Source organism: Tychonema sp. LEGE 07196 (assembly GCF_963890365.1).
In the GTDB taxonomy this organism is placed as follows: Bacteria; Cyanobacteriota; Cyanobacteriia; order Cyanobacteriales; family Microcoleaceae; genus Microcoleus.
This window is the reverse complement of sequence record NZ_CAWPRX010000182.1, coordinates 42290-55126: the sequence shown is the minus strand read 5'-3', so window position 1 is coordinate 55126 and position 12837 is coordinate 42290. Positions and strand designations below refer to the sequence as shown.

11 protein-coding genes are annotated in these 12837 nt (G+C 43.3%); 5 read left to right on the top strand and 6 right to left on the bottom strand.

Features of this window, described 5'->3' with window-relative positions; translation table 11 throughout:
* Positions 1-1110 (top strand): CRISPR-associated endoribonuclease Cas6 (gene cas6 / locus AACV78_RS21650; protein ID WP_445329595.1); only part of this gene is annotated, 1110 nt, incomplete at its 5' end.
* 265 nt (positions 1111-1375) lie between these two features.
* Here cas6 and AACV78_RS21645 read toward each other — a convergent pair.
* The 3 genes from AACV78_RS21645 to AACV78_RS21635 form a co-directional block, all read right to left on the bottom strand.
* The gene (locus AACV78_RS21645) at positions 1376-2818 is read right to left on the bottom strand and encodes a DUF2079 domain-containing protein (RefSeq protein ID WP_194012780.1); all 1443 of its coding nucleotides are present in this window, start codon (positions 2816-2818) and stop codon (positions 1376-1378) included.
* 108 nt (positions 2819-2926) lie between these two features.
* The gene (locus AACV78_RS21640; protein ID WP_228042376.1) at positions 2927-4498 is read right to left on the bottom strand and encodes a DUF2079 domain-containing protein; all 1572 of its coding nucleotides are present in this window, start codon (positions 4496-4498) and stop codon (positions 2927-2929) included.
* 9 nt (positions 4499-4507) lie between these two features.
* Positions 4508-6052, bottom strand: a complete 1545-nt coding sequence (locus tag AACV78_RS21635; protein ID WP_194012781.1) for a DUF2079 domain-containing protein — start codon at positions 6050-6052, stop codon at positions 4508-4510.
* Positions 6053-6179: 127 nt separating this feature from the next.
* On the opposite strand from AACV78_RS21635, the gene dxr reads away from it, so the two are divergent.
* A complete protein-coding gene (gene dxr, locus AACV78_RS21630; RefSeq protein ID WP_194012782.1) occupies positions 6180-7370 on the top strand; it encodes a 1-deoxy-D-xylulose-5-phosphate reductoisomerase in 1191 nt (396 codons plus the stop codon).
* A 320-nt stretch (positions 7371-7690) separates the two neighbouring features.
* Entirely contained in the window at positions 7691-8365 is a 675-nt protein-coding gene (locus tag AACV78_RS21625; RefSeq protein ID WP_194012783.1) for a Uma2 family endonuclease, read from the top strand.
* 12 nt (positions 8366-8377) lie between these two features.
* On the opposite strand, the gene AACV78_RS21620 is transcribed toward AACV78_RS21625, so the two are convergent.
* Positions 8378-8890 carry a phosphoribosyltransferase gene (locus AACV78_RS21620; protein ID WP_194074333.1) on the bottom strand — a complete coding sequence of 171 codons (513 nt, stop codon included), beginning with the start codon at positions 8888-8890 and terminating at the stop codon, positions 8378-8380.
* Between the two features lie 97 nt (positions 8891-8987).
* Here AACV78_RS21620 and AACV78_RS21615 point away from each other — a divergent pair, with 97 nt between their 5' ends.
* Positions 8988-10160, top strand: coding sequence for an RNA-guided endonuclease InsQ/TnpB family protein (locus AACV78_RS21615; protein ID WP_194010741.1), 1173 nt, complete (start codon positions 8988-8990; stop codon positions 10158-10160).
* A 97-nt stretch (positions 10161-10257) separates the two neighbouring features.
* Complete coding sequence (locus AACV78_RS21610; protein WP_194010742.1) at positions 10258-11007, top strand: pentapeptide repeat-containing protein; 750 nt, start codon at positions 10258-10260, stop codon at positions 11005-11007.
* Positions 11008-11292: 285 nt separating this feature from the next.
* On the opposite strand, the gene AACV78_RS21605 is transcribed toward AACV78_RS21610, so the two are convergent.
* Both AACV78_RS21605 and AACV78_RS21600 read right to left on the bottom strand, forming a co-directional pair.
* Entirely contained in the window at positions 11293-11493 is a 201-nt protein-coding gene (locus AACV78_RS21605) for a hypothetical protein (protein WP_194010743.1), read from the bottom strand.
* A gap of 732 nt (positions 11494-12225) precedes the next feature.
* Positions 12226-12423 (bottom strand): hypothetical protein, encoded by a 198-nt coding sequence (locus tag AACV78_RS21600; RefSeq protein WP_194010744.1) that lies wholly within the window; start codon positions 12421-12423, stop codon positions 12226-12228.
* Positions 12424-12837 lie beyond the last annotated feature (414 nt).

Here is a 12837-nt window from a genome sequence, read left to right as displayed (position 1 = left end):
CATCCCGCCCGCCCCAAAAAATCTGATTCTTCTGGGCTGAATTGGCCCGCTGACACCGAGTTAGTCGGATTAGTGTTTGAATTAACTCCCCGCGCTGCAAGCTATCTGTACGCGCAGTATGCCATAGGTTTACACGCTTGGTTTTTGCATCAAATACAGGAAACTGACCCGGATTTATCGCAGCTTTTGCACGACGGGGAGTCAGAAAAAGCCTTTACTATATCGGGATTGGAAGGTGATTTAGCTGCAAGCGGCAAAGAATTTCAGCTTGCGGGCGATCGTATTTATCGCTGGTACGTCACAGGACTTTCAAAGCGAGTAGTGCAGTGGCTGAGTCAGTGGCTGCAAAATTTGCCCGAAGAGATAGATTTGCGAAATGCTCCGCTACTCATTCGCTCTTGGGAAATTGCTTTTGCTCCCACAACTTACCAGCAATTACTAACAGCAGAATTACCATTATCGCGCAACGTAAAACTTAGTTTTGTAACTCCTACAAGCTTTCGCAGCAAAGGTCATCACTTCCCGCTACCAGTTCCCGAAAATGTTTTTCACAGCTATTTGCGCCGATGGAATAATTTTTCTGGGGTAATTTTTGACCAAGCAGAATTTTTGAATTGGATTGATGAAAATGTAATTATTAGCCGCCACAAGTTGGAGTCGCAGAAGGTGGCGGCTGGCAAAAAAGGCATGGTGACGGGGTTTACTGGGGCTGTGGAATTTGCGATCGGGCGATCGGGCCAAAATCGCCCAGATTTTGTACAATTATTTTATGCTTTGGGGCAATTAGCGCCTTACTGCGGCACTGGGCACAAAACAACTTTTGGTTTGGGACAAACGCGATTGCAATGGCTGACAGAATCGCCGACAGAAGTGTCGATACAAAGTGTTTTGGCGGCGCGAATAGATGAATTGACAGAGAAGTTTATGGAGATCAGAAAGCGTAAAGGTGGCAGTCGGGCTGCTGAGATTGCGGAAACTTGGGCGACGATTTTGGCGCGCCGGGAATTGGGAGAATCTTTGTTTGATATTGCTGCGGATTTGCAAATGCCCTATGAAACTGTGAAAACTTATGTGAAGTTGGCAAGAAGGGCTTTGAAAGTTGAGGAGTAAAATAATTGGGCATGGGCTCGCGCAGGGCATACCTCACCACGTTTGAGAACCGCTATAGGACTTACCCACGGGTAGCCAGAAACCGGGTTTTTTACGAAAATAATTCGTTTTCACCAGCAGATTAGGTAAAAAACCCGGTTTCTTTAGTCGCAGCGCGTAAGTCCCGATCAAATTGATTTGTTAATGAGGTTTGTTTTACGAACCGCGTTGGCGTAGCCTGCGCGAAGCGCTTAGGCGCAAAGGGCGCGAAGGAAGAGATGATGATTTATTTTTTGGCGTTTTGAGTAAATAGATATATATCATCTCGCTGATATTTGAGTTTAAATTGGGGATTGTTGGTGAGTTGAGTTACTAGGTTTTGTACAAAAGCTCGATCGCTCATCCAGCCGGGATACCTCAGATTCAGCAAGACATAATCAAATTCTGCGAGATTTGCAGGAGGTGTCTTAGTCTCAGTTAACTTTACCACGGGGCGGTGCGTTAAGTGGGGAGCAACGCGAGAAGTTGTTAAAACGCTGCCTTTTGTGTTGACGAGAGCGATGGCTTCTTTGGTAGCTGGCAAAGTGTCGAGGTAATCTAGATAAATAGTCCAAAAATATCCGTATTTTGCTAAAGCTAAAAAAGCGATTAATGACCAAATTATAATGATTTTGGGCAATGGATAATTAGGAATTGGCAATCTATCAAATATTATCTTTCCTTGAGACTGATTTCTATCTGCTAAACTAGAAATTACGGCCACTAATAAAAATGGCAAAATCGGAATAGAATATTGATGGATCAAATCCCGCTGAGCTGGGATATCGGAAAGAATATTCATCGCCAACATCGGCACGGCGCTAATTAAAGGTGTCAGGTGACGCAGGGAAAGCCACCAAATTACAGGCAAGGTTAATAACGCTAAATATTCAACTGTATCTAAAGAAAATAAACGTCCTAAAACTAGATTTGGTTTGAAAATTAAATTAACAGCAATTTCTAAAACTGAATGTCCTAAATATTGATATCGCCCGATTCCTGCGTGTTCTCTTCCTAGATTGAAATACGGTATTACGGCTTGAGTCACTACCAGGAACCAAGCCGCGCCGAGAAACAGAGCTATGAGTCCGCAATTGCGTTTTTTGTCGAAACACAACAGCCACAAACCCATCGCAGCTACAGTTAAAGATAATACGGCTTTGCAGCTCAAAACTAAGACGATAGCAGCACAAAACCACAGGGTTTTATTGAGTCTGGCGGCTAGGATTGCTGCTAGCAGTGCGGGTAGGGCAATTACTTCTGGGTGGAAGTCGAAGAGGTTGACATTGAAGACTAATGGATAGAGAAGGTAAATACAGGCGATCGCCCGAGATATGCTATTATTTAATCCGGCTTGAATGGCCAAACTCCAAACTGGCAAAGCACCCAATGCTAGAGCAAATGCTTGGACTAGCAACAGCCAATGAACGTCGGGATATATTTTGTAAAGCAAAGCTACGGGATACATCACTCCAGCGGCGTGATTTCCCATGTGGTGAATTTGGAGAAATGAGGAAAACGGCGTTTGTCCCTGACTGATTAGATACGCTACTTGGTCGTAAATTCCCAGTTCAAAGGCGTTGGATTGAAACAGGGCGTGGCGTATACTGCTGCACAGTAAAAATATTAGCACAAAAAGGGCGATCGACCAAATTACAGGCTCGTATTTTAGATGCTTAAAATTGTTCATATTGTATTCATCCCAAAATTATCTTAAAATTATCTGCGTTTCTCTCTGTTTCTCTGCCTTAAATCTGCGGTTGGTTTTGAGCGATGAATAATTCTTGCAATAACTCTACTAATTCTGAATTCTTTCAAACAAAAAAACATCATCTTGCTGATAGCTTATCTTAAATTCAGGAGAATTTTTAAGTTGAGCCGCGACACGCACAGCAGTATCCGCAGTATCCGGCCAAGGATGGCGCAAATTTAGCAGTACATACTCAAATTCATTCAAACTTTGTCCGTTAGCAACTTGATGCAGCAATTTAATTGTTTTTCGGTGAGCGAGATGAGTTGCTAGAGAATTATCTGTTAACACATTGCCTTTTGTTTCCACTCTGTTAATTGCCTGTCGCGTAGCTTGCCAAGTATCGAGAGATTCTAAATAAATTGTTCCAAAATAGCCGTACTTAGCCAAAGCTAAAAAAGTGATTAGCGCCCACAAAATTAATAATTTTGACAGCCAAGAGTTAGTAAATAGCAATTTGCCACTTTTCCTGCTTTGGCGAACCCAAATCCGGTGCTTCCAGATACGTTTAACAGATTTAATAGAAATACGCTGCGATACTTTCGTCCAAATTCGCGGCATCCAATTGCGATAATTCCACAGATAATTACCTGCATTTTTCCAGAAATTGCTCGCTCTTTTTTGTCTGTCTGCTAGGGTAGAAATTACAGCAGTTAATAAAAATGGAAATATCGGCACAGAATACTGGTGAATCAAATCTCTTTGAGCATCTATATCGGAAAGAATATTCATCAATAGCATCGGCGAAGCACCAATTAAGGGCGAAAGATGTCTGGGGGAAATCCACCAGATTGCGGGCAAAAATAACAAAATTAAATATCCCAAAGTATCTGCTGAAATCAGCCGCCCTGCTACTAAGTTAGGTTTCAGCGCTAAATTAACAACTATTTCAAAAACCGAGTTTCCTAAATAGTGATATCGCCCCACACCTGCGTGCTGTTTTCCTTGATTAAAATACGGTACTATTGCTTGAGTTGCTATCAAAAACCAAGCCGCGCCGAGAAATATAGCGATGAGTCCGCACCTGCTCTTTTTTTCAAAGAAAAACAGCCAAACACCCATCATCACGATGGTTAAAGATAATACGGCTTTGCAGCTTAAAATTAATACTGTGGCGGCACAAAACCACAGGATTTTATCTAGTCTGGCTGCTAAAATTGCTGCTAAGATTGCGGGCACAGCAATTACTTCGGGGTGGAAGTCAAACAGATTGACGTTAAATACTGCGGGATAAAGCAGGTAGACTGCTGCAATGGCGATCGCCTTTGATTCGTTTAATCCCGCTTGACGTGCTAAACTCCAGCAAGGCCAAGCACCTAAAGCTAAGGAAACAGCTTGTACGAATAACAGCCAGTGAACATCGGGATATATTTTGTAAAGTAAAGCTAGCGGATAGAAAATAAACGCTGTATGATCGCCTAAAATATTGATTCCCATTAATGAGGAAAATGGCGTTTGATTTTGAGAGATTAAGTAAATTGCTTGGTCAAAAATTGCTAAGTCGAATGCTGTGGAATGAAACAATGCGTGTCGCGCGCTGCTGGCGATAAATAAGATTATCGTTGTCACGACAATCATTAAAAATACTGGATGGAATTTTGCGGATTTTAAAGTTAGCATTCTATGGATTTAATCGGGGATGCGTTTAAATAGTATAACGTCGTTTTTTTGATAAGTTAATTTAAAATTTGGATCGTTTTTTAGTTGGTTGGCTAAGGTATTTCCAATTTTTTCAGTGTCGGGCCAGGGATGGCGCAGGTTGAATAATATGTATTCAAATTCAGCTAGGTTTGTTTGGGGTGAAATTTGTGAAAGCAATTTTACGATGGGGCGGTGCGCGAAGTGAGGGGCAAGTCTGTTATCTGTTAAAATACTGCTTTGGGGTTGAACTTGTGCGACTGCTTCCCCTGTGGCTTGCCAGGTATCTAGTCTATTTAGATACAGAAAAAAATCTTTATATTCTCCGAAAATTAAGAATATTATTAATGACCAAATTATCATTTGCTTCGGTAATTGAAAACCGTGCCACAGTTGCGGAATTGGTATTTTTATAAATGGTAAATTCGCCCTTTGAGAACGGGAAAATATTTGCGGGTTTATTTTGAATTGGGAGTTTTTGCGGTTTGATTCTTTGGCGATAATTGCTAGGATTAAAAATGGAATTATCGGTACTGAATATTGATAGGCTAAGCTGCGTTGAAATGGCAAGTCGGAGAGGATATTGATAATTAGGGTAGGGATGGCAGGAATGAGGGCTGTTAAATATTTGAGGTTGTTTGGGCGGGGAAATGGCAGCAGCAGCCAAATTATGGGTAATATCAGGATGAATAAGTATTTTATTGTATCGATGGAAAGGATTCTTCCTAAGATTAATTGTGGCTTTAATAAAAGGTTGATGATTATTTCTATTACGGATTTTCCTAAATAGCTGTAGCGCCCGACTCCGGCGACTTCGCTACCGCTAAAGTAGGGGATAATTTTCTGGGAAGCAATCAAAAACCAAGCTATACCTAGCAAAAGTGCGATCGCCCCACACCGCTGCTTTTTTTCGCAAAAAAACAGCCACAACCCCATAGCAGCAACGGTTAGGGACAAAACTGCCTTGCAGCTCAAAACTAACAGAATTGCGGTACAAAACCACAGGATTTTATTTAAACGCGCTGCCAAAATTGCTGCTAAAATTGCGGGTAAAGCGATTACTTCCGGGTGAAAATCAAATAAATTGATGTTGAATACTACCGGATAGAGCAAGTAAATAATTGCGATCGCCCGGGATTGTTCTTGATTTAAACCGCCTAAACGCGCTAAACTCCAGCTAGGCCACGCCCCCAGGGATAAAGCAACTGCTTGTACCAACAGCAGCCAATGCACGTCTGGGTAAATTTTGTAGAGCAAAGCTAGCGGATAATAGATTACCGCTGCGTGATCTCCCAAAATGTGCATCTCCATTAAAGAAGAAAAAGGTGTTTGGTTTTGGGAGATCGAGTAAATTGCTTGGTCAAAAATTCCTAAATCGAAAGCTGTTGATTGGAATAAAGCGTGCCGCAAACTGCTACAAAAAAAGAAAATTGCCGCAGCGGTGCCGATCGCCCAAACCAGACTCGACGGTGGCTGCGATCGACCTTCTTCTATATTTTCGGCGCTGTCATCAACAAAATTTTCCCTATTCTCCATGAAATCTGGCACTAGCTGATCGGTCAAAATATGATGCCATCGAATGTGCTTGCCGCGCAATAGTTAACCGCTAATTTTAGTTCGCGCAATCGTAATATTAGAATAATCCACAAAACCTTAAAAAATTGTGAAAGCAATAACTCTTCTCGGCTCCACAGGCTCCATCGGCACTCAGACTCTGGATATTGTAGCTCAATACCCCGAACAATTTCGGATTGTCGGGTTAACCGCAGGACGAAATGTAACATTGCTGGCGCAGCAAATTCGCCAGTTTAAACCAGAAATTGTCGCGATTTGTGACGAAGATAAATTACAGGAATTGCAGGAGGCGATCGCAGATATCGACCCTCAACCTATTTTACTTGCTGGGGAGTCAGGCGTTGTCGAAGTTGCCAAATACGGCGACGCTGAAGCCGTAGTCACCGGCATAGTTGGCTGTGCGGGTTTGCTGCCAACAATTGCGGCTATAGAAGCAGGCAAAGATATCGCCTTAGCAAATAAAGAAACCTTAATCGCCGGCGGCCCCGTTGTCAACCCCTTAATCGAAAAATATGGTGTTAAAGTATTGCCTGCCGATTCGGAACATTCGGCAATTTTTCAGTGCTTGCAAGGCTTGCCGGCGGGAGGGTTGCGCCGGATTATTCTTACAGCTTCCGGCGGTTCTTTTCGAGATTTGCCGATCGACTTCTTAGCAGAAGTAACAGTCGCCGATGCCTTGAAACATCCGAATTGGTCGATGGGGCAGAAAATCACGATTGATTCTGCTACTTTGATGAACAAAGGATTAGAAGTAATTGAAGCTCATTACTTGTTTGGAATGGATTATGACGACATTGATATTGTCATCCATCCCCAGAGCATAATTCACTCGTTAATTGAACTGCAAGATACGTCGGTTTTGGCGCAATTAGGCTGGCCGGATATGCGGTTGCCGCTGCTTTACGCTTTGTCTTGGCCGGAGCGAATTCCTACAGATTGGCCGCGGCTGGATTTGGTAAAATCTGGCGATTTAACTTTCCGAGAACCAGACCACAAAAAGTATCCTTGTATGCAGTTAGCCTATGCAGCGGGACGTGCGGGCGGCTCCATGCCTGCGGTGCTGAATGCGGCGAACGAACAGGCGGTAGCGCTATTTTTGGACGAGAAGATTCAGTTTTTGGATATTCCGAAGTTGATTGAGCAGGTGTGCGACAAACACCAAGCTGATAACTGTGAAAGTCCTGGTTTAGAGGATATTTTGGCAGCGGATCAGTGGGCGCGGCTGGAAGTTTTGGCTGGAAGTGTCGAATTGGGCGATCCTCTTCGAGGGCTTCGCTAACGGATTCTTTCAATTCGCTAATTGTATCAGCAGACTTGCAATTACCCACAAGCCCGCCGGGGAATAAATTCCCCGTCTCATAGCTAAAGTCGGTTAAAACCGACTGTCAAACCTTCATTAATAGATATCCAGTCCTCTTTTAGAGGACTTCAGCTATGAGACAGGGGTTTTCAACCCCTGGCGGACTTGTGGGTAAACGCAATTGCGGACTATTCCAAAAAGTGCCAAAGATCGGGCAAAACCAAATCAAACTTTTGCCCGATCGATTCTTGAATCCCTTGATAAAATAGAGCTATGACTCCCATTCATGGAAGCAACCGATGCAAACAGAAACCAAACCAACCGTATTTAAGCTAAATCAACTAATTATCCCACCAGGCAATAAAATAAAATTACAAAATATTAGCTGGGAAATGTACGAAGCTATCCTAGACGAGTTAGGGGAAGGTTACGCACTTCGACTTACTTATTATAAAGAAACACTAGAAATTGGGAGGCCGCTACCAAAACATGAAAAAGCTAAATCATTGATTGGTGACTTTGTTAAGTTACTTCTGGAAGAGCTTAATATTGATTGTGATGTTTTAGGTTCGACTACCTTCAAAAACAAAGAAATGCAGAGCGGCGTAGAACCTGACGATTGTTTCTACATTCAGCATGAAGCTGCAGTCAGAGGTAAGGAGAGAATAGATTTAACAGTAGATCCGCCTCCCGATTTGGCGATCGAGATTGACAACTCCTCACAAACCAGTTTGAGCAGCTATCAAGCTTTGAAAGTGCCGGAACTTTGGAGATATGACGGGCGAATCGTGAAAATCTATCTGCTCCAAGACGGAAAATATATTGAGTCTGATAGCAGCCCAAATTTCCCCGACTTTCCCATTATTGATGTAATTACTCAATATGTCGATCGCAGCAAAACTGAAGGCCGAAGCCCGACACTCAGAGCATTTAGAGCTTGGGTAAAAGAGCAACTACCAACCAAAGACTCGTAGCGGCGGGTTTTGCTAATTTTTGACTTTCGCCGCAAAATCAGCCGCACTCATTTTTTCGTACATTTCAAAAGGTTGGTGAATCCAAGGATTGTCAGCCAAATAATCTACATAATAATCCGGCTTTGCCACAGAACAAGCCTTGTACCAAAGTACAGCCGTCCGAATTTCCTGAATATCTTCGCCGTAGCGGTTTTGCAGCCAAAGGATACCTCGATCTAAACTAATGCCCGAATCCACCAAATCGTCAACTAACAGGATGCGGCTGCCCAAATTATCGCCCACCATTGTCAAATTAGGCGCAAACTCGATCGCCCGCCGGACTTTTCCCTCCGCCCCACCGTAGGACGAGGCCGCTAAAATCGCCAGAGGTTTGTCGAAAATCCGCGACAGAATATCGCCCACCCGCAGCCCACCCCTCGCGAGACACACAATGCGATCGAATTTCCACTGAGATTCATCAATTTTTACAGCCAAATCCTCAATTGTCCGATGGTACTCTGACCAAGAAACGTAAAGGTCGCTCATCAAAAAAATGGGTAGAAACCCCGTCCTTTTAGGACGGCTTTACAAAAAGACTTGCCTCAAACCAACAATATCACAGAAAATGTGTTAACGTGTGAGAATGGAAAAAGCCTACCGCTACCGATTCTATCCCACTACGCAGCAAGAAAATCTCTTGCGACGGACAATGGGGTGTACACGGTTAGTGTACAACAAGGCTTTGGCTGCTCGCACAATCGCGTGGTACGAGCATCAAGAGAAAGTTGGCTACAGCCAAACCTCCTCTATGCTGACGAATTGGAAGAAAGAGGAAGAGCTTGATTTTTTGAATGAAGTTAGCTGCGTACCTTTGCAACAAGGACTCAGACACCTTCAAGCAGCGTTTAGCAACTTCTTTGCCGGTCGCGCTAGATATCCTAACTTCAAGAAGAAGCATAACGGTGGCAGTGCTGAATTCAGCAAGTCAGCTTTCCGCTGGAAAGATGGACAGGTATTTTTAGCTAAATGCACTACTCCATTGCCAATTCGTTGGAGCAAACAAATTCCCGAAGGGTGCATTCCGTCTACCGTTACGGTAAGACTGACACCTGCTGGACGTTGGTTTGTTTCCATGCTTGTAGACGACTATACAATCAAGCCACTTCCGAAGATAGAGAAATCTATTGGATTGGATGTAGGAATAACCAGCCTAATTGCTACTAGCGATGGCGATAAAATCGCCAATCCTAAGCACTTTAAAAAGCTTCGCAAGAAGCTAAAGAGGAAACAGAAAGCGTTAGCCCGCAAGCAAAAGGGAAGTAACAACAGGCAAAAAGCGCGGGTACAAGTAGCAAAGATCCATGCACAGATCACCGATGCGCGTAAAGATTTTCTACATAAATTAACAACTCAACTAATTCGTGAAAACCAAACGATTGTAGTTGAGGATTTAGCTATCAAGAATATGGTGAAAAACCATAAATTAGCTTTGGCGATCAGTGATGCTAGTTGGGGCGAACTAATTCGCCAGTTGGCGTACAAATGCGAGTGGTACGGTCGAGAGCTAATAAAGATAGACCGCTGGTTTCCCAGTTCTAAGCGTTGTGGAAACTGCGGGTATATTGTAGATAAATTACCGTTGAATATTCGGGAATGGGAATGTCCTAAATGTGGGACAAACCATGACCGAGATATCAACGCTGCAAAAAACATTTTGGCGGCTGGGCTAGCCGTGTCAGTCTGTGGAGCAACTGTAAGACCCCAAGAGAGTAAATCTCGGAAGGCTGGTGCTACGAAGCAGAAACCTAATCAGTGATGATTGGGAATCCCCGCTCCTTGTTTGACGGGGTGGATGTCAAGCCTAATATTATTGAAATATCAATGATATTATTCAATATTTTGAGGGAAATGACATGAATCCAGACGAACTTCTCAGACGGTATGCAGCCGGAGAACGGGTTTTTCAGAAAGTAGACCTGGCCGGGGTCAATATGTCAAGGATAAATTTGCGCGATATTAACCTGAGTCAAGCTGATTTAAAAGGTATAAATGCGATCGGCATCATCCTTTACAGAGCCAATCTGTATCAAGCAAATATCAGCCAAGCAAATATCAGCCAAGCCAACCTCATGTCGGCTAATTTCGGCGAATGCGAAGCGGTGGGAGCGAACTTAAGCGGAGCCATCTTGCGGAGTGCGGTGCTCGGCGGGGCAGATTTAACCGGGGCGAGTCTCAGAGGTGCAGACATGAGAGAGGCCAACCTTCAGCGGGCAATTTTGATTCAAGTTTATGCAGTTAACGTTAACTTGCAAGGTGCCAACTTGACAGAAGTAAAACTTTGCCACATCAACCTCAGCAAAGCAAATTTAACCGACACCAACTTTACACAAGCCGATCTCAGCCATGCTAAGCTGACTCAAGCAAATTTGAGTTGGGCAAATTTGACCGAAGCCAATCTCGAAAAAGCAGATTTGAAGGGAGCCAATTTGAGCGGAGCAAACTTGAGCTGTGCGAATCTTCATCTAGCTGATTTGAGCGGAGTTTCCCTTAAGGGAGCAAATCTCCGGGGAGCAAACCTGCATCAAGCTAATTTACGCGGGACAAATTTAAACGAGGCGAATCTCAGAGAAGCGATGATGCCTGATGGCAAAATTTCTGAGTAAATAAGCTGGCAAAATAGAACTTTAAACTGCGGGGTGCTGTGGCGCACCCTACCTTTAGTTTAAATCCTGATTTTATTGAGAGGATTTAATTCTGTCTTTAGGTGAATGCGTTTTTGAATGGATACCGTACCGCGTACCATTCTGAGTGGAGAGGCAAAAATTTTAGATTACTGTTCAATCTCCAGATTCATCTGTTGACTAAATCTAAAATCTAAAATCTAAAATCTACTAAAATCTATTGACTGTGTATTTCCACAGAATCTGCAAAAAATTTTGTACTTGAGTTTAGTCTACGACTTTCAGCCAGCCCCGCCGAACGGCGTGGAGCAAGCGGTTGATGGCTGTTTGATCTTCTTCGCTCAGACGGTCGTTTAACAGCGCTGTTTGTAGCTGGCGTCGGTGAGTGGGAGTCAACAAACCCGAGTGATATACCTGAAAGACTAGCTCTGCAATACTAGATTGAGTTAAAAGCGTTTGGGTCATCATTGTGTTTTTTTTGAACTCGCTTTTAGTAGTATTGACTAACTTTCCAAAGTTTAATGTGATTCAAAGAGGCGAGTTAATGTGATCTATTCGGCTTTGATTTGTGATTTGTGTCAGCCAAAGTTAGGTATCGTATTTTCCTAGATATAGATAGAAACTCGAAACACCAACTCTGTCAAGATTTCTGGCTTTTGGTAATTCCGAAATCTGTAGCTTTTGTTAAGAGATTACTACAAATAAATTAATATTTATCTCATAATAGACTACGAATGTTTGCGAACTAAACCGATCGACTTAATAAAACGTAAAAGTTTTATGGGACAAAATGGGTTTAAAGCCTCCTCCTTGTAGGGGAAAGGAAAAATTAATTTCCCTCGCTGCTAATCCTGTTGGCGTAAGTCTTTCGATCAAATGACAAGCTGTTTAGTGTTTGCTGTTGAACGGGTGTAGTGGTGGAGGATTTGTCCGTGGATATACTTAAGTAATACTAACTGTTGACTACTTCCAATCGAAAATCCCGGCTTTTTGAAGAAACCGGGTTCGACTGCAACGATCGCACTACGATTTTTTTTTAATAAGGTTAAAAGCTTTACAGGAGAGAAAGTATAGCAGTGCGAGCGAAGGATGAGGTATTGCTCCCTCAATCCCCAATCCCCCAATTCCCCAATCTAAAGTCTAAAATCTAAAATCCACTGACTTCTCACCTTTTTGAGAAAGGCGATATCTCTGAGGGGACTAATCGGAAATCCCGATCCATCCGCGGCGGATGGCGTAAAGCAGGCGGTTGACTGCATCTCGGTCATCTTGGTTCAGAGCGCTTTGGCAGAACGAAAGCAGTTTGTGGCTTTGAGTGGGAGTCAGATTTCCTGAATAGGTGACTTGATAGAATAGTTCAGCGATCGCCCGATCGGATTGTAAAGTCAGAGCTTGCATGAAATTTCGTTAATCTTGACTGTTCTAATATGCAGTGTTTGAGATGACAGTAGGGTGATTGCCGTCAGCTAAGCTGTGCGATCGTTCTGAACTATACTTGCGATCGAAGTCTGGGAGTATAGGTGAGTTAAATCACCGAAGAACAAAATATTCGATCGCCTTTGGGGTCATTTTCGGGCTGCTCTCAAAGTTTGACGAAACGTCAAAAACTCATGAGAGCAAGGCTTTGAGCGCCGCTGGCTGTCGCCAAAGTGCGTGTTGAAGGCGACATCTTGGGGTGTGGAGTCTAATATCTGTGAAAGTTTGGGCGATCGACAGTTGCAGGGTCGGGGAAAATTTGCGATCGGCAAACCGCACCCTGAGATATAATAATGATCAATACTTCGAGCCCATCTTATAGACTAACAGGTAAAA